The sequence below is a fragment of the Hydrogenispora ethanolica genome (genome assembly GCF_004340685.1).
GTDB lineage: Bacteria > Bacillota > UBA4882 > UBA8346 > UBA8346 > Hydrogenispora > Hydrogenispora ethanolica.
In genome coordinates this window covers 216,437-238,068 of the sequence record NZ_SLUN01000001.1, presented here as the reverse complement: position 1 = coordinate 238,068, position 21,632 = coordinate 216,437, and the positions used below count along the sequence as shown (strand labels likewise).

19 protein-coding genes are annotated in these 21,632 nt (G+C 58.9%); 17 read left to right on the top strand and 2 right to left on the bottom strand.

Annotated features, from left to right (window positions below; all coding sequences use genetic code 11):
• Positions 1–220 precede the first annotated feature (220 nt).
• The 6 genes from EDC14_RS00995 (at position 221) to EDC14_RS00975 (ending at position 7,485) form a co-directional block, all read left to right on the top strand.
• Entirely contained in the window at positions 221–2,233 is a 2,013-nt protein-coding gene (locus EDC14_RS00995) for a sensor domain-containing diguanylate cyclase/phosphohydrolase (protein WP_165907695.1), read from the top strand.
• Positions 2,234–2,947: 714 nt separating this feature from the next.
• Entirely contained in the window at positions 2,948–3,214 is a 267-nt protein-coding gene (locus EDC14_RS00990) for a hypothetical protein (RefSeq protein ID WP_132012312.1), read from the top strand.
• The gene (locus EDC14_RS00985; protein ID WP_132012311.1) at positions 3,195–4,466 is read left to right on the top strand and encodes an ROK family transcriptional regulator; all 1,272 of its coding nucleotides are present in this window, start codon (positions 3,195–3,197) and stop codon (positions 4,464–4,466) included. The genes EDC14_RS00990 and EDC14_RS00985 overlap by 20 nt, the downstream gene beginning before the upstream one ends.
• A 332-nt stretch (positions 4,467–4,798) precedes the next feature.
• Positions 4,799–5,977, top strand: a complete 1,179-nt coding sequence (locus EDC14_RS00980; protein WP_132012310.1) for a Gfo/Idh/MocA family protein — start codon at positions 4,799–4,801, stop codon at positions 5,975–5,977.
• Between the two features lie 34 nt (positions 5,978–6,011).
• Positions 6,012–6,185: a hypothetical protein gene (locus EDC14_RS26520; RefSeq protein ID WP_165907694.1), complete on the top strand. Its 174-nt coding sequence runs from the start codon at positions 6,012–6,014 to the stop codon at positions 6,183–6,185.
• 310 nt (positions 6,186–6,495) lie between these two features.
• The gene (locus EDC14_RS00975; RefSeq protein WP_132012309.1) at positions 6,496–7,485 is read left to right on the top strand and encodes a sugar phosphate isomerase/epimerase family protein; all 990 of its coding nucleotides are present in this window, start codon (positions 6,496–6,498) and stop codon (positions 7,483–7,485) included.
• Positions 7,486–7,555: 70 nt separating this feature from the next.
• Here EDC14_RS00975 and EDC14_RS00970 read toward each other — a convergent pair whose 3' ends face one another.
• Positions 7,556–8,032: a hypothetical protein gene (locus EDC14_RS00970; protein ID WP_132012308.1), complete on the bottom strand. Its 477-nt coding sequence runs from the start codon at positions 8,030–8,032 to the stop codon at positions 7,556–7,558.
• A 484-nt stretch (positions 8,033–8,516) separates the two neighbouring features.
• Here EDC14_RS00970 and EDC14_RS00965 point away from each other — a divergent pair, with 484 nt between their 5' ends.
• The 11 genes from EDC14_RS00965 to EDC14_RS00915 all read left to right on the top strand — a co-directional run bounded on the left by EDC14_RS00965 (position 8,517) and on the right by EDC14_RS00915 (position 20,644).
• Positions 8,517–10,262 (top strand): two-component system sensor histidine kinase NtrB, encoded by a 1,746-nt coding sequence (locus tag EDC14_RS00965; protein ID WP_132012307.1) that lies wholly within the window; start codon positions 8,517–8,519, stop codon positions 10,260–10,262.
• Positions 10,263–10,666: 404 nt separating this feature from the next.
• Positions 10,667–12,331 carry a tetratricopeptide repeat protein gene (locus EDC14_RS00960; RefSeq protein ID WP_132012306.1) on the top strand — a complete coding sequence of 555 codons (1,665 nt, stop codon included), beginning with the start codon at positions 10,667–10,669 and terminating at the stop codon, positions 12,329–12,331.
• A 30-nt stretch (positions 12,332–12,361) separates the two neighbouring features.
• A complete protein-coding gene (locus tag EDC14_RS00955; protein ID WP_132012305.1) occupies positions 12,362–13,129 on the top strand; it encodes an amidohydrolase family protein in 768 nt (255 codons plus the stop codon).
• Positions 13,130–13,132: 3 nt separating this feature from the next.
• A complete protein-coding gene (locus EDC14_RS00950) occupies positions 13,133–14,389 on the top strand; it encodes a phenylacetate--CoA ligase family protein (protein WP_132012304.1) in 1,257 nt (418 codons plus the stop codon).
• Positions 14,390–14,419: 30 nt separating this feature from the next.
• Complete coding sequence (locus EDC14_RS00945; RefSeq protein ID WP_132012303.1) at positions 14,420–15,526, top strand: 3-dehydroquinate synthase II domain-containing protein; 1,107 nt, start codon at positions 14,420–14,422, stop codon at positions 15,524–15,526.
• 53 nt (positions 15,527–15,579) lie between these two features.
• Positions 15,580–16,374 (top strand): 2-amino-3,7-dideoxy-D-threo-hept-6-ulosonate synthase, encoded by a 795-nt coding sequence (locus EDC14_RS00940; protein WP_132012302.1) that lies wholly within the window; start codon positions 15,580–15,582, stop codon positions 16,372–16,374.
• A gap of 44 nt (positions 16,375–16,418) precedes the next feature.
• On the top strand, positions 16,419–16,622 hold the full coding sequence (locus tag EDC14_RS00935; RefSeq protein ID WP_132012301.1) for a hypothetical protein: 204 nt from the start codon (positions 16,419–16,421) through the stop codon (positions 16,620–16,622).
• Positions 16,623–16,742: 120 nt separating this feature from the next.
• A complete protein-coding gene (locus EDC14_RS00930) occupies positions 16,743–17,291 on the top strand; it encodes a hypothetical protein (RefSeq protein ID WP_132012300.1) in 549 nt (182 codons plus the stop codon).
• 60 nt (positions 17,292–17,351) lie between these two features.
• Complete coding sequence (locus EDC14_RS00925; RefSeq protein WP_132012299.1) at positions 17,352–18,674, top strand: phenylacetate--CoA ligase family protein; 1,323 nt, start codon at positions 17,352–17,354, stop codon at positions 18,672–18,674.
• 503 nt (positions 18,675–19,177) lie between these two features.
• A complete protein-coding gene (locus tag EDC14_RS00920) occupies positions 19,178–19,939 on the top strand; it encodes a hypothetical protein (protein WP_132012298.1) in 762 nt (253 codons plus the stop codon).
• Between the two features lie 93 nt (positions 19,940–20,032).
• Positions 20,033–20,644 carry a DUF3298 and DUF4163 domain-containing protein gene (locus EDC14_RS00915; RefSeq protein WP_341540134.1) on the top strand — a complete coding sequence of 204 codons (612 nt, stop codon included), beginning with the start codon at positions 20,033–20,035 and terminating at the stop codon, positions 20,642–20,644.
• A gap of 101 nt (positions 20,645–20,745) precedes the next feature.
• Here EDC14_RS00915 and EDC14_RS00910 read toward each other — a convergent pair whose 3' ends face one another.
• Positions 20,746–20,961: a hypothetical protein gene (locus EDC14_RS00910; RefSeq protein ID WP_132012297.1), complete on the bottom strand. Its 216-nt coding sequence runs from the start codon at positions 20,959–20,961 to the stop codon at positions 20,746–20,748.
• Positions 20,962–21,632: the final 671 nt, after the last annotated feature.

Here is a 21,632-nt window from a genome sequence, read left to right as displayed (position 1 = left end):
GAATTAAATTCTTTAATTTATCCATCATGGAAGGCTTTAGGGACATGATGCATATTAGAAATTTAATTCAACTTATATAGGCTCCTTTCCGGCGAAATTTTAGGGATTTTTCACCGAAATGCCCTAAGCGATCGGACCCGGGGTGACGAAGAGAAGAAAGGGAAGAATTTCTCGAATGCCTGGGCGAATGGTTTGGCGCGTTCGATCGGGGAGGAAACCGATGCAACTGGATTGGCTTTTGCCGTCGCTGGTGACCGTCACCGGCCTGTCCGCGCTGCTGCTGGCGGCCAACGGTTTGTTCGGCGGATGGAAGGAACGGTACTTCTTGGATTGGACCATCGGCTGGTCGCTCAGTCTGGGGCGTCTCTGGGTGGAGGCGGGGCTGCTTTTCGGGCCCGCTCCGGGGGCGGCCGGCATTTTGTGCGATAGTCTGCTGGCCCTGGCGGTATTCTTTTTCTGGCGGGCGCTCTGGGATCTGGAACGGGGACCCGAGGCCGGCCGGCGCCTGCTGTGGCTGCTCCCGGGCGCCGGGATCCTCTGGAGCGCCGTGGCCCATGGCAGCGGCTACCCCTGGCTCGGCGTGGTTCCGGTGGCGCTGGCCGCGGCCAGGATCCAGCTGGGAATCGGCCTGCATTTCATCAAGCTGCAGACCCGCTACAACTATGTCACGCTGCGGCGACTCGGTGGCTGCCTGCTGTTTGGGGGAGCCCAGTATCTGCTGGAAGCGGGGCTGCGGCCGCTGGCGGCGATGCCCGCCTGGGGTTACTGGGTCCAGTCCCTGGCGGCCTTTCTGACGGTGGCCTTCATCCTGTTGCTGCGGGTGGAGAAGTCCTGCCGGGAAAGGGATGAATCGCTCGCCAATTTCCGGGAGATCTTCCGCAATGCCAACGACCTGCTCTTTTTGACCTCCGCCGGGTCCGATGAACGGATCCTGGAAGTGAATGAATTGGCCTGCCAGAAGCTGGGCCGGAGCCGGGAGGAGTTTTTGCGCTTGCGCTGGCCGGATCTCCTGGCCGAGAGCTGCCTGGGGAAAGCGGCGGAGATCCGGCGGGAGCTGGCCGACCGGGGGCGCTGTACCTATGAGGCGGCGTACCGGATGGAGGACGGCGGGGAACTCCCGGTGGAAGTCAGCCAATTCGCCTTGGACGGCCGGGCGCTGCTGCTGTCGAGCGCCCGGGACATCTCGGAGCGCCGCCGCATCGAACAGGCCCTGCGCGAACTGCTTTTCATCGACCCGATCACCGGATTGTACAACCGGACCTATCTGGAAGAGATGCTGCCGGCGTTGGACCGGCCCGCGGAATTGCCGCTGGGGGTGATCCTCGGCGATGTCAACGGCCTGAAACTGGCCAACGACGCCTTCGGCCACCAGGCCGGGGACGAATTGCTGCGGCGCATCGCCGCGATTCTGAAAGCATGCTGCCGCGAACGGGACGTCATCGTGCGCTGGGGCGGCGACGAGTTCCTGCTCCTTTTGCCGCAGACCGGCCTGGAGGGGCTGGCCCAGGTTTGCCGGGCCATTCGCGAGCGCTGCCGGACGGCTCCGCCGGATCCGATCCATCTCAGCCTGGCCATGGGCTTCGCGGTCAAGCAGAACCCCGCTCAAAGCCTGGCCGAGTGTTTCCGGAGCGCCGACGAAAGAATGTACCAACGGAAGCTGCAGGAGAGCAAAGCGGTACGGAACGCGATGATCCTTTCGCTCCAGAAGAGTTTGGCCGAGAAGAGCAACGAGACCGAGCAGCACGCCGAACGCTTGAGGCTGCTGGCGCTACAGATCGGCCGGGAGGTGGGCCTCCCCGCCGTGCTCCTGGATGATCTGGCGCTGCTGGCGTCGTTGCACGATATCGGCAAGATCGGGATCCCCGACCCCATCCTGGCCAAGCCGGGCAAGTTGTCGCCCGGGGAGTGGCAAGTGATGAAGCGCCACCCCGACATCGGCTACCGGATCCTCCTCTCAGTGCCGGAACTGGCCCATCTCGCCAAGGCGGTGCTGGCCCACCACGAACGTTGGGACGGCGCGGGCTACCCCTTGGGACTGAAGGAAGACGAGATCCCGCTCTTGGCCCGGATCATCGCCATCGTCGACGCCTATGACGCCATGACCCACAAGCGGATCTACAAGGAAGCCGACCATCCCGCCTACGCTTTGGCGGAGATCCGGCGCCAGGCGGGCAGCCAGTTTGACCCCCACCTGACCGAAGTGTTTCTGAAACTGATGGCCGCGACAGGTTGAGGGCCCCGGGTCTCGGGCCTGGCCGCTTTGAGAGATGGGGCCGAGGACCCGAAACGCTCCGCCGTATCGCCGGAAGTTCCATACCCGACAGAAAATACTTTTGCCATGTCGCCAAATCCAGGATCACGGCCATATATTATTTTATAAAATAGGTGTCGCTCATCCTCCAACACCCCGAGTCAACAGTGCGACCGATCTTGATACGAATCCGGCGGTAACATGATCCGCTTGAACCGCCGGAGCAATCGGCGCAACAAGTTGCCCGATATCGGCAGAACGACCCAGTCATACTGCTCCAAGCGATACGTTGCGCTTGAAATGAGGAGGTGCCGTGATGGGATTTTTTGGCGGTTGCGGTTTTGACGGCTGGTGGATCTGGATCATCATCATTATCATTATATTCTGCTGTTTCTGCTTCTAAAAGCGTTGTGATAAACCCTGTCCGAAGGGCATGGTGGACACAAAAGCTCAGAGAAGCAAGTGATAAAGTCGTTTTTTAGTCCATTGAAAGGATGATTTCCGAATTTGAGGACTTTATCACATGGCTGCTAAATATCAGATAATTGCAACGGACCACCTGGAAATTTGCGATTCTCTCAATATTGCAATATCCAGCCGGAGTCTTCGAAAAAGGCACCCCTACGGGTGCCTTTTGAATGCGGCGCGGCCGGGCCGGGCTCAAACTCTCCGCCGCGGAATGAGGCCGGTTTTGGCATGAATGGCAACGATTGGACGAAAGAATTTTTCATCAAGAAGGAATCGGCCGGATATAGTAGAATAATCTCACTATATTGTTCGATAATTGGACAAATTGATTTGAATCAGTACCCATCCTTCCGCCGCGCTGTTTTGGGCGGGGACAAACGATTGCGCCGCACCTTGAAAATTGAGATAATGAATATTGATCCGGCGGGACCGGGGAGTTCCGCCGGTCAATCGATCGGGAAAAGGATTGGAATGGATGAGTCAACCGGAAAATGAGAAAAATCCGGTCTTCGGCTGGTTCGGCCCGGCGGCCGGAGCCGCGATTTTTCGGATTATCAAGGATTTTGGGCCGCTCTCCCGGGCGGAGATCGTCCGCCGGACCGGCTTGTCGAAATCGACCGTGTCGCTGCACGCCGAGAAGCTGCTCAAAATGGGCCTGGTGGCGGAGGATCAAAGCCAGCGCAACGGCCTGGGACGGAAAGGGCTGGCCCTAAGGTTCGCGGCCGAGGCCGGACTGATCATCGCGGTCGATCTCGGCGCCACCGGGGTTGAGGTGGGATTGTGCGACCTGGAGGCCCGGATCATCGCCTGCCGTTCCGAGAGCTTGTCGGTTTTGGCGGGGCCGCAACCGGTGATGGAACGGATCTTCGCCCTCATCGACGGGCTGCTCGCCTCCTACCGGGACGGGCCGCGAAAGCTGTTCGGCATCGGCATGGGCCTCCCCGGCCCGGTGGAGTTCGGCTCGGGTCTGCCGGTCTCGCCGCCGATCATGCCGGGCTGGCACCGTTACCCGGTGCGCCAGGCCCTGGAGAGCCGCTACGGGTGCCCGGCTTACATCGACAACGACGTCAATGTGATGGCCTGCGGCGAACGCCACAGCGGTTTGGGCAGAGAGGCCGAGAATTTCATCTTCGTCAAGATCGGGACGGGGATCGGCGCGGGCATTTTCTGCGACGGCAAGCTGTATCGCGGCACGCAGGGCTGCGCCGGGGATATCGGACACGTCGGCGTGGATACGCTGGACACGCCCTGCCCGTGCGGGAACAAGGGCTGCCTGGAGAGCGTCGCGGCCGGCCCGGCCATCGCCAGAATGGCCCGGGAAGCCGCGGCGAACGGCGCCAGTGAGCTGTTATCCCAGCGCCTGCGGGAGGCGGGCGCTCTCACCGCCGCGGACGTCGGAGACCTGGCGGACCACGGCGATCTGGCCTGCGTGGAGATGATTCAGCAGAGCGGCAGGCTTATCGGCCAGGTCCTGGCCAAGCTGGTCAACTTCTTCAACCCTTCGCTGATCATCATCGGCGGCGGCGTGGCCAACCTGGGCGGCCGGTTTTTGGCGGCGATCCGGGAGCAGATCTACCAACGCTCATTGCCGCTGGCCACCCGCGATCTGGCGATCAAACGTTCCCGGCTACGGGAACGGGCGGGAATGATCGGGGCGGCGGCCATGGCTTTGGAAGAGATCTTCTCGCACGGCAAAGTCATGGCGATGGTGGTTCAGGAGGGCAAAAAAGGGCCGGCTTCCGATTGAAGCGGTCTCGCTGCCGAAGGAATTCAAAAGCCATGTGATAAAGTCTTTTGAATCGGCAATTGCCTTGCAAAAAGATATCAAACGACTTTATCACTTGCTTTTCTGAGCCTTTGTGAACACCCCGACCTTCGGACGGGGTTTATCACAACGCTTTCAAAAAGCAACGCACTTCCTTTTCCCTGCGGCGGCCGCGGGGAATTTTTTCGCCAAACCGCTCCGGGACGGCCGTGTCCTGCCCGGCCGGCATGAATTAGGGGCCGGGATCATAAGTTATGGGGGTAGTCCACTGGGTTTGGCGGTGTGGCAAGCCATTCAAATGAGAGGTGAGAAAGATGATTGAAGGGAAAGAGACGCTGTCCGGCGGGGCGGTTTTGCGGTACGGCATGGTCGGCGGCGGAGCGGGTTCGTTCATCGGGGAGGTGCATCGCAAAGCGGTGGCCTTCGACAACACGGCCCGGCTGGTGGCGGGCTGCTTTTCGCGGAATTTCCAGAATACCCTGGCCACCGGCGCGAGCCTGGGAGTGGCCGGCGAGCGGCTTTACCGGGATTACGAGGAGATGGCCGCCGGCGAAGCGGCCCGCCGGGACGGCATCGATTTCGTGGTGATCGTCACCCCCAACCACGCCCATTACGGCGCGGCCAAGGCCTTCTTGACCCGGGGCGTCCACGTGGTCTGCGACAAGCCGCTGACCTTCACCGTGGCCGAGGCGGAAGAGTTGGGGCAGCTGGCGCGGGAGCGGAACCTGCTGTTTGGCGTGACCTACACCTATTCGGGCTATCCCCTGGTCAAACAGGCCCGGGAGATGATCCGGCGCGGCGATATCGGCGCGATCCGGGTGGTGATGGGCGAGTATCCCCAGGATTGGCTGGCCACCCCGGCCGAGGCCGCCGGGAACAAGCAAGCGGCCTGGCGGACCGATCCCCGCTACGCCGGGATCTCCAATTGCGTCGGCGATATCGGCAGCCATATCGAGCATACGGTCTCCTACATCACCGGGCTGCGGATTCAGTCGCTCTGCGCCAACCTGCAATCGTTTGGCCCGGACCGGGCGCTGGACGACAACGGCGAAGTGCTGGTCCGTTACGCCGGGGGCGCCAGCGGGGTCTATTGGTGCTCCCAGATCGCGGTCGGCCACGATAACGGCTTGAAGGTCAGGATCTTCGGCACCAAGGGCTCCATCGAATGGGAGCAGGAGAACCCCAACTACCTGAAAGTGGCGCTCCTCGGCCAGCCGGTGCAGATCCTGTCGCGGGGCTGCGGCTATCTGTACCCGCCGGCGGCCCGGTTGGCGCGGATCCCCTCGGGCCATCCCGAAGGGTACTATGAGGCTTTCGCCAATCTCTACGCGGCCTTTGGCGCGGCCTTGACCAAACACCGGGCCGGCCTGGCCCTGACCGAGGACGACCTGGATTTCCCGACGGCGGCGGCGGGGATCGACGGGGTCAAATTCATCAACTGCTGCGTCGAGAGCAGCCAGCGCGGTTCGGTCTGGGTCGAGCTCGATAGTTAAAGAGTCAAAAGTCGAAGAGTCGAAAGTCAAAGAGTTGAAAGTCGAAGAGTCGAAAGTCAAAGAGTTGAAAGTTAAAGAGTCAAAAGTCGAAGAGTCGAAAGTTAAAGAGTCAAAAGTCGAAGAGTCGAAAGTTAAAGAGTCAAAAGTCGAAGAGTTGAAAGTCAAAAGTCAAAGAGTCAAAGGGTTGAAAGTCAAGGAGTTATCGTGACTTACGACCTTGGACTTACGACTTTTGACTTACGACCTTGGACTTACGACCTTGGACTTACGACTTTTGACTTACGACCTTGGACTTACGACTTTTGACTTACGACCTTCGACCTTTGACTTGCGACTTACGACCTTCGACTTTCGACCTTGGACTTACGACCTTTGACTTGCGACCTTCGACTTACGACCTTGGACTTACGACCTTTGACTTTCGACCTTTGACTTTCGACCTTTGACTTGCGACTTTTGACTTACAACTTTCGACCTTTGACTTTCGACTGACAAAAACGACGAGGAGGTAGATTGGGATGACGAGACCGGTAACACTTTTCACTGCGCAATGGGCGGATCTGCCGTTCGAGGAGATCTGCCGCAAGGCCAGCGGCATGGGGTTTGACGGTTTGGAGATTGCCTGCTGGGGCGATCATCTGGATCTCCAGCGGGCGGCGGAGGACCCCGGCTATGTGGCGGAACGCCAACGGGTCCTGGCGAAGTACAATTTGAAATGCTGGGCATTGGGGGCTCATCTGGCCGGCCAGTGCGTAGCCGACCGCTATGATCCGCGGCTCGACAATTTCGCGCCGGCTCACTGCAAGGGGAATCCGGAGCGGATCCGCGAGTGGGCGATCCGGGAGATGAAGTATGCGGCGCGGGCCGCCAAAAACATGGGTTGTTCGGTGGTGACCGGGTTTACCGGGTCGCCGATCTGGAAGTTCTGGTATTCCTTCCCCCAGACCAGCGAGGAGATGGTAACGGAAGGGTTCCGGGAGGTGGTCCGGCTGTGGACGCCGATCTTCGACGAATTCGACCGCAACGGCGTCAAATTCGCGCTGGAGGTCCATCCCACCGAGATCGCCTTCGACTTTTACACCGCCGCGCGGTTGCTGAAAGAGTTCGAGTACCGGCCGACCCTGGGCTTCAACTTTGACCCCAGCCACCTGCTGTGGCAGGGGATGACGCCGCACCTCTTTATCCGGGACTTTCCCGAGCGCATCTATCACGTCCATATGAAGGACGCGGCCGTCACCCTGGACGGCCGGGCGGGGATCCTGGGCTCCCACATCACCTTCGGCGACACCCGGCGCGGCTGGAACTTCCGCTCCATCGGCCACGGCGGCGTCAATTTCGAGGAGATCATCCGCGAGCTGAACGCCATCGGTTATGCCGGGCCGCTCTCCATCGAGTGGGAGGACAGCGGCATGGAGCGGGAGTTTGGCGCCAAGGAGTCTTTGGAGTATGTGCGCCGGATCGATTTTAGCCCCTCCACGGTCGCTTTTGACGACGCGATCAAGAAATGAGTCTCATTGAGAAGTTGAGCCGGCCCGGTAATGGGCCGGCTTTTTTGCGGTTCGCGGGGCGGGTGAAGCGCTATGGGACCTTCCATAACGCGCGGTTATACCAGGCGACGATGCCCCCCAGCAGCAGGCCGAAGACCAGATGTCCCAGAAGCTGGACCAGAGCGTGCAATGGCTGATGGTCTTGGAGATGGGGGATTCCCAGCGCGGCGCAGAGGCCGCCGTAAACCGCGAACCAGAGCACGGCCCCGAAGAGCACGCCTTTGAACACGACGTAGCGAAAGCCCAGGCGGTCGAGAAGATACACGAAGAGGATTCCCAGGATCATGCTGAAGATGACGCCGGAGAACGTGCTGACGAGCTCCGCCAAAGGACTGTCCAGCAGCGAAACATCGCGGATGAACAGGCTGCCGGCCAATTGGTCCAGCGTCAGCCGGATCCAGCCCTGCTTTTTCATCACGCTCTGCAACCGATCCTGGAGCAGGTCCGCCACCAGGCCCGCCCCGGCCCCCATGAGAATCTTGTCGTGCAAGACAGCCCGCCAATTCATGCCCGTGCTCCGCTTTTAAAGATGAGGAGTGCCTGTTTTCACGTTGCGGAAGTTTGAATGTAGAATCTCCCATCGCCGGACCCCTTATCCGCCCGCGAAATATCTTTTTATTCATATATAATCGAGACCGGCCCACTGGCCGATGATGAATACGAGGTAAGCGAATGAAAAAATTTAGCTGCTTATCCTAAAAGCCCTGTGATAAAGTCCTCAAATTCGGAAATCATCCTTTTAATGGACTAAAAAACGACTTTATCACTCGCTTTTCTGAGCTTTTGTGAACACCCCGACCTTCGGACGGGGTTTATCACAACGCTTCTAAAAGAGCTGTGATAAACCCGGCTAAAAGCCGGAAGAGTCACAGCGATTGCATGAAGCAAGTGATAAAGTCTTTTTTAAACCTTTTTGCAAGCTGATTTCCGATTCAAAAGACTTTATCACATGGCTTCTAAAGACAGATTTGTTATGATTTTCGGGGGGTACCATGGCTCATTCGCTAACGCGAGACATCCAGAAAATGCAACAAAAGACGCTATTGCTCAGCGTCACCTGTGTCATCCTGATCATCAGCTGCCTGCTGTGGAATCAGACCGTCCGGGCCCGCCGGGAGCAGATCGGCACTCTGGCCGGTCTGGTCCGGGTGAGCCTGCAGAAACACCAGGCTTTGCTCCTGGCCGGGGACATGGCCGGATTCAAGCGATTGGCCGGCCCCGAATTGGCGGCGATCATGGACTGCTATCCCCGGGGTTTTACCGCCGGCTTCTACTCGCGGGAGTGCGACCGGATCATTTTGCGCAAATCCAATGTGCGCGACATCGATGTCGATCGCTATATTCCAACGGTGCCGGGACGACGTTCCTGGCCGAGGCTGGAGCCTCGTTATTCTTTCCAGTGGTCGGCCATTTCGCGCCAGTGGATCCTGCAGTGCTTTTACCCGGTGGTGCTCCGGGGCGTGGTGGTGGGCCATGTCTTCGCCAATATTACCTTTTGGGAATTGATCTACCTCTGGCTGCCGATCATCGGCGGCTTGCTCGTCGCCTTCGCCATCTGCGGCTATCTGTCGGCCGGCAACATCACCTGGCTGGCGCGGAAGATTCAACGCAACCTGGATAAGCTGCTGTTGGCGGGCAGGCAGGAGCCGGCGGCGGTTTTGGACTATGAGGAGCTGGAATCGATCTTCCGGCTGAATCAGAAGACCTATCAGAACCTCTACAATACCGAGCGGCACAAACTGCAGATGTTGGAGAATTGCCCCTGGGGCTATTCCGTCATCGACAGCTCCGGGGTTTACGTCGATTTCAACCAGACCGGGGCCCAGATGCTCGGCGCGCGGCCGGACGACTTCATCGGCAGAAGGGTGACTGCGTTCGGGGTGAAGAACCCGCCCTTGCTTGAGGCACTGCTTGAGAAGAAAAAGGTCGTCCGGGAGATGGTCTTTCCGATCCCGGAGTCCAAGCCGAAGATCCTGTTCGCCTATTGTTTCCCCATCAATTTGGAGTCCGGGGAAGAAGGGGCGATGTCCTGGTTCGTCGACATGACCGAACAGCGGCTGCTGGAGATGCATGTGCGCCACATCGAGCGGCTGTCGGCCATCGGCGAGATGGTCTCCACCTTTGTCCACGATGTCCGCAACATGCTGGCCGCCATGAAATGCCTGGCGCAGTACGGTTATCTGATGCCCGCCAGCCAGGATCCCAAGCCGCAATTTCACCGCATCGACGACTTGATCGGCAATGTCAGCGACTATCTCAACCGGATGCTCCGTTTCAGCCGGGCCGGGAACGAGGTTTCCACCACCTGTTCGGTGAAGGAGATGTTCGACAACGCCAAGGTGATCCTGGGCGGCAAGCTGGAAACGGTGACCATCGTCGAGGCGCTCACCGAGCCCGAACCATTGGTGACCATCAACCAGCTGGACTTTCAGTATGTACTGCTGAACCTGCTGACCAACGCCCTGGAGGCAATGACCGGGCCGGGAGAGATCCGGTTCAGCGCCGCTTATACCGACGGCGGCATGGTCCGGATCGAACTGGCCGACAATGGCCGCGGCATCCCCGCAAAGGATATTCCGAAGATCTGGAATATGTTCTTTACCACCAAGGAGAAGGGGACCGGAATCGGGCTGGCGGTGGCCAAAAAAGTGATTGAGCAGTTCCGGGGGGAGATCAGCGTCAGCAGCGTCGTCGATGAGGGGACCACCTTTACCATCCTGCTGCCGGCGGCCAAATAAATCCCATCGTTTGGCTTCCCATTTTTAGAATGGACGTCCAGTCCGATGCCTAAAGCAACTCGAACTTAGAGTTGCTTTTTATTTTCATCGATTTGGCCCCCAGCCCATGAGGATGATTGGCTGCGGCACCGTTTTGGATCGCACTGTTTTCAAGGCGTCGTCCGGGCAAGGGGCAGGCCCTCAAAAACGCGCCGAACCGGGCACGATGCAATGTACCGAATCCATGTAATAATGGACAATCGTCGGGCCTTATTGGCTTGTATTCCATAAACATTGAAAAAAGTGCCGAAAAAAAGGTTCCATTTTATTTCGGAGCACGTATCTTGAATACAGACGCAACAAGCTGTGTTTCAACTGGAACGAACCAGGGTATCATCTGGACATTTGTGGAGAGGAGGCTAGCCATGCGAAAGTTTTCTTTATTGTCACAAATGAAAAAAGCGCCGGCTGACGACTCGGGCGGACCGGACCGGTTTCAGCAAGCCGTGCGGTTGCATCAGAGCGGATTATCCGGCGACAAGCAAGCGGTGCGGGAGGCTTTGAATCTTCTGGAAGGACTCCAAAGGGAACTTCCCGAGCATCACGGGGTGCTCGCCTATTACGGAAGCACCCTTTGCTTGCTGGGCCGGGACCTGACGGACCCGGTGGAACGCTCGGCTACCGTCATCAAGGGTTTGAAGCTGTTGGATCAGGCCGTGGCCAGCGAACCCGATCAGTTTGAGATCCGGATCATCCGGGGCAATGTCTGTCTGAACCTGCCGGAGATCTATTTTCACCGCAATGCGACCGCGGTTGAGGATTTTCAGTATTTGCTTTCCTGCTGTGAAAATTACCCCGATGGCATTCCGTCCGAATTATACCTGGAGATGTTGTATAACTTGAGTCTCGCCTATTCCAATCTGGGGAAAACAGCCGACGCGGCGGCGGTCCGGGACCGGTTGCTGGCGGAAGCCCAGGACCCCAAGTACCGGCTGCTCCTTGAGCAGGAACCGGCCCGGAACGGTTCGGCCGGGCAATTTCTGGTTTTGCTCCAGCCATTGCCTACCGTGCTGGCGGAAGGAGAACGCCTTCATCAGCGGGCCTTGGCCGGGGAGAAACAGGAGCTCCGCCGAGCCATGGACTTTTTCGCCAAAGCCCAGGTTTTCTATCCCGAGAACCAAGTATTCAAAGCCTGCCATGCCGACTGCGTTTCGTTGCTGGGGCGCGACGCCTCGAATACCGGCGAGATGTTCGCCAATGCCATCAAGGCGATGAAAACGATCGACGCGGCGGTGGTCAGTGAGCCCGATAACCTGAAGCTCCGTCTGATCCGGGCGCGCCACAGCATGCGGCTCCCGGAACTATTCTTTGCCCGTACCGCCACCGCGATTACTGACTTTGAATACTTGGCGGAACGCCGTCGCCGGGACCCCGGCCTTTTGACGGAGGAGCAATGGGGGGAGATCTTATTTAACCTCGGACAATGTTACCAGCGTCTGGGCATGGACGCCGAAGCGGAGGCGGTCTATCAGGAGTTGTCGCCCACTGCGGATCCGGAGCTTCAGCGGCGGATCGCGGCGAACATCGCCAACAGCCGTCCGCCCGAGCCGGTGGCCGGGCTATCCCTCAGCGCGGACCGGGCGGGGTTTTATGCCGAAGCCAAGCGGCTGCACGATCTGGGCGTGGCCGGGAATAAAACCGCCGCCCGGATGGGGCTGGAACTGTGGGAGCAAGCCCACTCCCGGGATCCCCAGGATCCGGTGGCCCTGGGCTACTACGGCAGTTCCCTGGCCTTGAACGGCCGGTATGCCTCGGATACCAACGGAATGTTCGGCGCCGCAATCAAGGGTTTGAAGCTGTTGAACGAAGCGGTGAGTCAGGCTCCGGACCATTGGGAGCTCCGGCTGCTCCGCGGGTACCTGGCTTACTCTTTGCCGGAGGCGTTTTTCCATACCACCCGGCAGGCCATCGCCGATTTTCAGTACTTGATCGGAGCTTACCGGCAGGATAACCGGATTTTCCCGGCGGATCTGCAGGAGCGGCTGGTGGCCGATCTGGCCGCCGCCGTGCGCCGGGCCGGATCCGAGTGAGCGGTGTTGTTTACGGAAGGGGTGAACGATATGATAATCGACGGTCATGCGCATATTTCGGAAACCGACTACGGCGGCGCCGAACAATATCTGGTCCAATTGGCGGCCAGCGGGATCGATCAGGGAGTGGTGGTGCCCGGCGGAATGCTGGATGTCCGCAAGATGACGGACTACGTAACGGGAAGGGCCAAACCGGAACATCCGGAACCGAACAACCGCTATCTGCAGGCTTGTTGGCAAAGCCATCCCTCGAAACTGCGGGGCTTGATCTGCATCAATCCCCACGATCCCGACGGGCCGGCCAAGTTGGAAGAGGGGTTTCGCCAGGGCTTTCGCGGCCTTAAGCTATCGCCGCTCTCCCATGAATTCTCCTTCGCCAGCAAAGCCGTAGCCGATCTGGCGGCCTGTTGCGGGGAGCATGGCCTGCCTTTGTATACGCACGTGGTCTATAGTCCGGGGGCTTCCACCGCCCGCTTGGTCGCCTTGGCCCGCCAGTTTCCCGGGACCCGTTTCATTCTGGGGCATATGGGATTCGGTCCGGCCGATCAAGAAGGCCTGGAGGCAGCGGCCAGCCTGGACAATTTTTATCTGGAGACTTCCACCGCCAACTTCCTGCATCTTCAAGCGGCGGTGGCCCGGGTGGGAGCGAGTAAACTGGTCTTTGGATCGGAGTTTCCCTTATCCCATCCCGCGGTCGAGCTGCAGAAGATTTTGCTGTTGAAGCTGGCCGGGGCGGAACAGGATCGCATCCTGGGCGGCAATATCCGGGAACTGCTCCGGCTGTCCGGGGAGGCTTGAGCCATGGATCAGCAAACCACCTTAGCGGCACTCAATGCATTGCTGCAACATTGTCAAAAGGCGCCGTTTTACCGGGAGCGTTTCTCCGGAGAACCGTTGCGCTCTCTGGCGGAGTTTCAGCGGATTCCCCTGGCCACCAAGGCCGAATTGCGGGCGGCTTCGCCCTTCGGCCTGGTTTGCCTGGACCGGAGCGAGCTTTACCAATACCATGAGACGTTCGGGACCACCGGCACGCCGGTTTCCGTCTGGTTATCCAAGCAAGATTATCTGGACAATGCCGCCGCATTGCGCGACTGGGGGGTCGGCTTCCACCCGGATGACCTGGTGATGGTGCGCTTTCCCTACTCGATTTCGTCGATCGCGCATACCGTCACGACCCTGGCCCAGCAGTGCGGAGCCTGTGTGGTTCCGGCCGGGGCCCGCTCCACCGTCAGCCCGTTCCCGCGGATCGTCGATCTGTTGCGGAAACTGCCTGTCACCGTACTGGCCTGCCTACCGCTACAGGCGCTGTTGATCGCGGAGACCGCCCGGTTGCTGGGTTATGATCCGCGCAGCGATTTCCCCTCGTTGCGGGCCATTTGCACCGCCGGCGAACTGCTGGCGCCGGGGCGGCGGCAAACCGTGGCAGAAGCCTGGGGGGTACCGGTTTTTGATAATTACGGCATGACCGAGATCGGGGTGGCGGTAGTGGATTGTCCATTGCAGCGGCCCCATCCTCAAACGGACTATTTTTACTTTGAGATTCTGCGGGAAGACCGGCAAACCCCGGCCGACCCCGGGGAGACCGGGCTACTCGTGGTGACCACCCTGAGACGCCGGGGCACTCCCCTGGTCCGGTACCTCACCGGCGACCGGGCCCGTTTGGTTCCGGGGAAGTGCGCCTGCGGCAGGGAGATGACCATGGAAATCAGGGGCCGGACCGAGGATACCGTGACAGTGGGTGGCCGCCGGTTGGATCTCTGGGATATCGAGGAGATCGTGGCCGCATTGCCGCACCGGCGTTTCTGGGTGGCTGCCGCCGACGGCGACAGCTTGCGCCTGGTGGTCGAGGCGGACGCATCCGAAACGTCGCTCCCGCCGGAGTTGCTAAAAAGCCTCGAGGAACGGTTCGGGATCAAGGTAAGCGTCACGGTCGTCGCCCGGGGAAGCCTTTATGACCGGGATGAACTGCTGGCGGTGGGACTGGTCGGCAAGCCGCAATATATTTACACGGCGCAGGAGATGGCGGAAGAGCGCTATTTGCGATCGGTCCGGGTATAGTGGACCAAACGGAAGAGGTGGGTGATGACAATGGATTCGAAACCGCGCGAAATTTGGTTTGACGGCCGCAGCATCCCGCTTGAGCGCCACGATCTCTGGAGCCTGGTGAATCAATCGGCGCTCGAAAAAATCGTGGTAACCCCGGAGCAGCGCCGCAGCGGCCATTTCCCCCAAAAAACCTGCTTTGTCACTGAGATTCGCGCCGCAGCGGATTTAGCGGATTTGAACCGGGGCGATCTGGTATTCTCCGAATCCCCGGAGTTGCTGGACCGGGCCGGGAGCCAAGGATTCGTCCCTTGTATTTTTTTGGCGGTGCAACAGAAAGAATCGTTGGAGCAAGCGTGCCGGCTGGCCGCCCAATACCGGTACGCGGTGGTCGATTTCGATCTGCCCACGAATATCCCCTTGGAACTCTTTATCGCCCGGTTGGAAGCGAGCGGCACCGCGTTGCTACGGCGGACCACCGGCGCGGCGGAGACCGAAGTCGCTTTCGGCGTACTGGAGAAGGGGAGCGACGGAGTGCTTTTCGCCGGGGAGGATCTGGCCGAGATCAAGCGAGTGGCGGAATTGCTCCGGGAAGAGGCGTCGCCGGTCTTGGAACTGAAGCCGCTGCGGGTTACGGCGGTTCGTCATGCCGGCATGGGCTGGCGCTCCTGCGTGGATACTACCGGATTGATGACTCAGGAAGAAGGGATGCTGGTCGGGTCGACCTCCGCCGGGGGAATCCTGGTCTGCTCCGAGACGCACTACTTGCCCTACATGAACCTGCGGCCGTTCCGGGTGAATGCCGGCGCGGTCCACTCCTACATCTGGATGCCCCGGAATACCGCCGGCTATCTCTCCGAACAGGAGGCCGGCAGCCAAGTGCTCTGCGTCGACTGGCGGGGAGCGACGCGGGTCCTCACGGTCGGCCGGGTGAAGACCGAGATCCGGCCGCTGCTGTTGATCAAAGGCGAGATCGAAGGGACCGAACTGAATGTGATCGTGCAAGACGACTGGCATATCCGGCTGATGGGAGCCGACGGCAAACCGCGGAACGCCACGCTGATCCGACCCGGCGATTCGCTGTTGGGCCATCTCTGCCAGCCCGGCCGTCATGTGGGGATCGGTGTCGGTGAGACCATTATCGAACGCTGAACCATCCGGCGGCTACGGTGGCCCCGGTTTCGGCGGAGAAAGGAGGTGACGGTATGGCGGGAAAGGACCTTAGGCTCAAACGTTTATTCCGGCATTCGGACCGATTGTTCATCCTGCCGTTGGATCACGGCATCACCATCGGGCCCGTACCGGGGCTGACGGATATCCGCCGCACCGTTCAGGCGGCAATCGATGGCGGCATCGATGCCGTGGTGGTCCATAAAGGCTTGGTGGAGCGGATCGACGATCTATTGAGTCCGGCCGGTTGTGAAATGATTTTGCATCTTTCGGCCTCAACCGCGCTGGCCCCCGATCCCAACCGCAAGGAACAGGTGACTTCGGTGGAACGCGCGCTGGAGCTGGGGGCGACTGCAATCTCAATCCATGTCAATCTGGGTTCGGCTTTTGAGGCCGAAATGCTCAAGGATTTTGGAACGGTCTCCGAACAATGCAGCCGCTGGGGCATTCCGCTGCTGGCCATGATGTACGTGCGGGATGGCGCCAAGGACAGCGAGTATGACCCCGCCAAGATCAAACACGCCGCCCGGGTCGCCGAAGAGCTGGGAGCGGACCTCGTCAAAGTGAATTATACCGGGGATCCGGAATCCTTTGCGGAGGTCGTGGCGGCGGTGGCGGTGCCGGTGATCATTGCCGGAGGGCCCAAGCTGAATTCCCCGGCGGAACTTTTGGAGATGGTGGCCGATGCGGTAGCGGCCGGCGCGCAAGGAGTGGCGATCGGCAGGAATATCTTTCAGGATGACCACCCGGCGCAATTGGCCGCTACTGTCCGTCAAATACTGGACCAGAAGAATTCCAAGGGAAAAACTGGCCCGGTTCACCGGCGATAATCCGCGGCTTTGACGGGAGCCGCAACTTGAAAGGGGGTCCTAGCTTGAACCAACGTGTCCAAATCAACGGGGAAGAGATAGCCCGGGCTTTGGCCGAAAAATTTAAAAACTTTGCCACGGCTCAAGGCGACGCGGAGAAGTCCTTCCCGGATATCCAGAATACCATCTTGGAAGTGCTCAGCGCCCATGGAATTGAGATTCCCGACAAAGTTAAACAGGCGATCCTGGAACATTTGCCCCAAAGATAGAGCTGACATCCGCCCGAATATGGGGGAGCTGCGGTTCCCCCATATTCCCCAAGCGCAAAGCAAGAGGGTCCCGATGAAGGGGCGGTTAACCGCGATTATCGACCGGAAGGGGGGATCAAAATGAACCGATGGGGGTCTAAATTTCAGTCCGGCGGCCCGCGCTACGGCGGCTTCGGATTCCCGTTTTTCTTCGATAAAAAAAGGCTCCAGGCGTTGGTCCTGGATGAAGTGATCGAGCTGCACCAACGGGCGGTGCAGGGTGATAAACAGGCTGTCAAGGAAGCGTATTCCTTGGTGACGCAGATCCGCCGGCCCGAACTGCCCAATCATTTGGTGGAGGCCTACTATGGGAGCGTCATGACCCTAATGGGCCGGGATGCGATCGATCCGATGGAGCGCCTCGATTACGTGCGGCAAGGCTTAAAGTCCCTGGACAAAGCCGCGCAAAATGAACCGGATAACGTCGAGATCCGGATATTAAGAGGCTATGTCTGCTGCCGCCTGCCGGAGGCTTTTTTCCACCGCACCGCCATGGGAGTGGCGGACTTTAAGTATCTTATCGACCGGTATCAGAGAGAGCCGCATATTTTTAGCGCCAAATTCTACGAGCAGCTGCTCCGCGATCTGGCCTCGGCCGAGCGAACTTTGGAGCGGAACCGGAAGGAATGATGGGGCGGGCCGGTTGTCCGAGCATGACGCAAGGGTAGCGAAGGGAGGAGACTGGAGCGAATGAGTTCGCGTTTTGAAAAAAGGCTTGCGAAGCTGGCAAGACCGCCAGTGTTACAAAAGTATTTCGCCGTAGAAGGCGAGTTTCCGGAGACCCTGCCGCAGGCGAGGCTCCGGGAGTTTCAAATGGAATCGCTGCGGGAAGTGATTGCCCGGGCTTACGAGCGTTCAGCCTTTTACCATGACAAGATGGCCCGGGCCGGGGTGACCCCCGGTGATATTCATGAATTTGCCGATCTGAGCCGGATCCCTTTTACCACCAAGGATGAATTGCGCGGCAAACCGTGGGCGCTGTTGGCCTGCGACAAACAGGACATCGCGCTGGTCCAGGTCTCGACCGGCACCACCGGCGGCGATGAGATTTATATCATGTACTCCTGGGAGGATTTCTACCTCCATGACCTGGCTCCCGGGTATCCGTCATTGGTGCCGGTGGAGCACGGCGATATCTGCTTTAATGCTTTGCCGTATGAAATGAGCTCGGCCGGACTGGCCTTTCACAAGACATTCATCGAGAGCTGCGGGGCGACGGTGATCCCGGGTGGCAAAGGCGGGGCGTACTCGACGCCGGCCAAGTCCGTCAAGATGATGCGCGATCTCCAGCCGACGATCCTGATCACCACTCCTTCCTGGGCGGTCTACCTGGCCGAGGCGGCGGAGGAAGCCGGCCTTGAGCTCAAAGAGCTGCCCTTGAAGAAGATGTGGCTGACGGGTGAGGGTTGCTCCCCGGCTTTCCGGGAACGGATCGAGCGGATCTGGGGCACAGTGGCCAATTTTTACTACGGATCGTTGGAATGCGGCTGTATCGGAATTGAATGCGATGTCCACCAGGGCTACCATACCACCCAGGGGCACATTTATGTGGAAATTGTGGATCCCCGGACTGGGCAAGTGCTGGAGCCCGGCGAGATCGGCGAGATCGTCGTCACCTGCCTGTTGCGCTACGACACGCCGCTGTTGCGTTACCGGACCCAGGATCTGGGTTATATCGATCCGGAGCCGTGCCGCTGCGGCGTGCTGATGCCCCGCCTTTTTCTGCGGGGGCGGCTCGTCGATCAACTGGAGATCCGGGGGACCTCGTTTTCCCCATACTATTTGGAAGAGTTCCTGATGCGCCTGCCGGAGGTGGGAAACTGGTATCAATTCGTGCCGGGTGAGGAGGATCTGCTCATCCGCTGCGAGTTGGCGGCCGGAATCACACCCGGCCCGGGCCTCGCTGAATCGCTGGCCAGCCGGATGGAGTATAGCACGGGCGTCCCTTGCCGTTTTGAACTGGTTGACAGCCTGCCCCGGCCCTCCGGCAAAACCGTCCGGGTGATTCACTGAATTTTGCTGCTGTCTTGCTGCTCCGGCGATGGGATCCCCGAAAAAAATATTGGAAATCGCCATGCCTTACGCGTTTTCCCCGAATGATTTTTGGGAATTGCCTTGCCGGAATCATAGCCCATCTTTTCGGCATTTCGCAGCGAAGGGAGGTGGCAAGTCAATGTTTTTCCCTCAAAGGACAGTGCAGAGCCCTATCGAGCAGTTTGTAGGGCGAGTCAAAGAAGCAGTAAAGGGGCCGAATGCTGCTCAAGAGATCCAAAAAGCAGTCTCGCTTTTACTCAGTAACTATCAGAGCGATATTCCTACGCGAAGATAAAGCACACTCCTACGAGAGGCAGGCAAAACCTGCCTCTTTTCCATGGCTTTGTTCCGAAAGGCGCAGGGAGCGTGATGGGAACCGTTTTGCCATAGAAAATATTCTAAAATCTTTCAACCGCCATACGCTTTTATAGGATGTCTTTGGCGAACGGACAACGGATGGGGCAGCGGAAAGAGGCGGGAAGATGGGCGGCGTAACGGTGAAACGAAGCTTCATCATCAAGTTTGAACCGGATCGCGCCAGTTGGCTGGCGATCATTCTGGGGCTGAGCGCGGTGGCCTTGAGCGTCGGCATGAACTTTTCGGCAAATCCGGTGCTCAATTACTTGTTGCGGGACGTCTGCCAGATTATGCTGGTGGGCGTGGCGGCGCCCCTGATCCTCCTCGGCCGGGAGGGAAACCTCGGCCGGGCGGGGCTCCGGTTCGACCGGCCCTGGCGTTATCTGGCGATCAGTTCGGTATTGGGGGCGATGCTGGCCTGGAGGTTCATTTCCCAGACACCCGACGGTCCCGGGCTCTACTTTCGGGCGGCGAATATCGGGCCGGCGGTTTATATCATGGCTGCCAACCTTTACGAGGTGATCTTCTTCTTCGTTTTCCTCCGGTTTTATCTGGAGAAATCTTTCGGCCTGCTGCCAGGGATCCTGATCGCCGCGGCGTTTTATAGCCTGCATCACGCCGGATTTCAACCGAAATTCCTGGAACTGTTCCTGGTGGGATTGGGGTATATCGCCTTTTTCCGGATCTTTGACCATTGGCTGGTCTGCTTTCCCCTCTGGTGGGTCGGCGGCCTCGGCGATCTGCTCGGTCCGGCGGCCGGTTTGACCCGGACGGCCGCGCTCCAGGGATGGCGGGCGCTGCCCATCCTGGCCCTGGTCTTCGGAATGCTGTTGCGAAGTTGCCGATCGCGGCCGTCACCGAACCGTGGCGAGGACTCAATCCTTTAAAGAGGCTCAAGCGGAGGACAATGAGAGAAGGTCCTTTTTGTACCTAAATCCCAACTTCCCGAATAGACTGTAGGAGATTTCGGGAAGGGACGGATGATGATGGAAAATAGCTTGCCGGTGCGGATCGAAACCGAGTTTCTGAATAAGCCGCGCTTGAAATTCGCCTATCCGCGGGTGGCGGGCCTGCGCAACTCCAGGGCGCAGCGGCAGATGAACGAGGCCATTCAGCGTCTGGTCAATCAATTGATCAGCGAGACGGATTACGATCGCAACCAGGATGTCGACATCACCGGAACCTACGAGCTGAAGACCAATGAACGCGGCGTGCTGAGTCTGGCCATCATCAATTACTGGTACTCCGGCGGGGCGCACGGCATGACGGTGGTCAAATCGCTGACCTTCAATGTGGAGACCGGACAGTCCTACACCCTGGCCGAACTCTTCAAACCCGGCAGCGATTATGTACGGGTCATTTCGGACCAGGTACGGCGGCAGATCGAGCAGCGGCAGATTCCGTTGTTGACGGAGTATCGAGGGATCGCGCCCAATCAGGATTATTACATCGCCGACAAGAGCCTGGTCGTCTACTACCAGTTGTACGAATTGGCGGCCTATGTCTACGGGATCCTTTATTTTCCCATCTCCGTCTATGATCTGCAGAGCCTCATCAATGAGAACGGGCCGTTGGGCAACATGCTGTATTAGCAAAGGCTGACGGCGCCAGGTCCGTGCATTCTGAAAAATTTGGAGGGGTGGGTCCGCCGCGCAGTGCGGCGTTTGGTTGGCCGGGGATTCGAAAAGCGGGGTTATTCGGCAGACTGCCGGCTGGCGGAATGATCTTGGGTCTCAATCATTTCGAACTCGGCGTGCGATAAGGCTTTGATCTTGCCGATCACCATCCGGGACTCGATCTTGCCGGGTTCGTTCTGATCCCAGTAATAGATCTTGTTCCAGCCGTCGGCCATCGGAATGGTGCCGAACAACAAATAGCGGTGGCCGTTGAATTGCAGGTATTTTCCCATAAGCGTACTCTCCCAGGACGTAAATTTATATTGATTATAGCGTAAGAATGCTAAAAACAAAGGTAATTCATTTGAAAACTGCAATACATTTTTGTTAAAAAATTCAGGCCAATTAGGCATTTAGCGGCGAATTTGCGATTTTGAAACCTTTTTGACGGAACCGAAGCCCCCGCGGTCCGCGGCCGCGGCTCCTGGTCCCGCGCCGGGCCGGGACCAGGCAGCGTCCCCCGCTGAACATATTTTGGCTGAGGGGTTGAAAAACATACCCGGATTGACGATAATCGTAGTATTCCCACGGCCGATGCAGATCCCGGGCGGCGGGACCGAAAGGACAGGATTATGGTTCCGGCCGCGCTGTCCATCCTCTTTCCCGTCCCCTTCATCCTTATTTACCGGCCCGTTCCCGGCCGGGGCCGGGTCTTGCTCCCGGTCTGCGACGTCTTGGAAGCCGGCTATGCTATTCTGCCGGGCAAGCCCTGCTTGGCCGTGTCAGGGATGGTCCTTGGTCCAGCTCGGATCTTCTTCATCCTTGTCAGGATCAAAGCCATCCTTGTTAGGGATGCCTCGATCCTTCAAGGGATCCCGCGATCCTTGTAAGGAATGCCTCCATCCGTGTCAGGGATGGTCTTCATCCTTGTAAGGGATCTCACGATCCTTTCAGAGGATCCTGC

What these genes read in the sequence shown, in the direction of transcription:
- EDC14_RS00930 (WP_132012300.1), top strand. Translation starts at nt 16,743, where the DNA reads ATGAACCGATGGGGGTCTAAATTTCAGTCCGGCGGCCCGCGCTACGGC.
- EDC14_RS00955 (WP_132012305.1), top strand. Translation starts at nt 12,362, where the DNA reads ATGATAATCGACGGTCATGCGCATATTTCGGAAACCGACTACGGCGGC.
- EDC14_RS00910 (WP_132012297.1), bottom strand. Translation starts at nt 20,961, where the DNA reads ATGGGAAAATACCTGCAATTCAACGGCCACCGCTATTTGTTGTTCGGC.
- EDC14_RS00975 (WP_132012309.1), top strand. Translation starts at nt 6,496, where the DNA reads ATGACGAGACCGGTAACACTTTTCACTGCGCAATGGGCGGATCTGCCG.
- EDC14_RS00965 (WP_132012307.1), top strand. Translation starts at nt 8,517, where the DNA reads ATGGCTCATTCGCTAACGCGAGACATCCAGAAAATGCAACAAAAGACG.
- EDC14_RS00980 (WP_132012310.1), top strand. Translation starts at nt 4,799, where the DNA reads ATGATTGAAGGGAAAGAGACGCTGTCCGGCGGGGCGGTTTTGCGGTAC.
- EDC14_RS00985 (WP_132012311.1), top strand. Translation starts at nt 3,195, where the DNA reads ATGAGTCAACCGGAAAATGAGAAAAATCCGGTCTTCGGCTGGTTCGGC.
- EDC14_RS00970 (WP_132012308.1), bottom strand. Translation starts at nt 8,032, where the DNA reads ATGAATTGGCGGGCTGTCTTGCACGACAAGATTCTCATGGGGGCCGGG.
- EDC14_RS00960 (WP_132012306.1), top strand. Translation starts at nt 10,667, where the DNA reads ATGCGAAAGTTTTCTTTATTGTCACAAATGAAAAAAGCGCCGGCTGAC.
- EDC14_RS00940 (WP_132012302.1), top strand. Translation starts at nt 15,580, where the DNA reads ATGGCGGGAAAGGACCTTAGGCTCAAACGTTTATTCCGGCATTCGGAC.
- EDC14_RS00920 (WP_132012298.1), top strand. Translation starts at nt 19,178, where the DNA reads ATGGGCGGCGTAACGGTGAAACGAAGCTTCATCATCAAGTTTGAACCG.
- EDC14_RS00925 (WP_132012299.1), top strand. Translation starts at nt 17,352, where the DNA reads ATGAGTTCGCGTTTTGAAAAAAGGCTTGCGAAGCTGGCAAGACCGCCA.
- EDC14_RS00990 (WP_132012312.1), top strand. Translation starts at nt 2,948, where the DNA reads ATGAATGGCAACGATTGGACGAAAGAATTTTTCATCAAGAAGGAATCG.
- EDC14_RS00995 (WP_165907695.1), top strand. Translation starts at nt 221, where the DNA reads ATGCAACTGGATTGGCTTTTGCCGTCGCTGGTGACCGTCACCGGCCTG.
- EDC14_RS00915 (WP_341540134.1), top strand. Translation starts at nt 20,033, where the DNA reads ATGATGATGGAAAATAGCTTGCCGGTGCGGATCGAAACCGAGTTTCTG.
- EDC14_RS00945 (WP_132012303.1), top strand. Translation starts at nt 14,420, where the DNA reads ATGGATTCGAAACCGCGCGAAATTTGGTTTGACGGCCGCAGCATCCCG.
- EDC14_RS00950 (WP_132012304.1), top strand. Translation starts at nt 13,133, where the DNA reads ATGGATCAGCAAACCACCTTAGCGGCACTCAATGCATTGCTGCAACAT.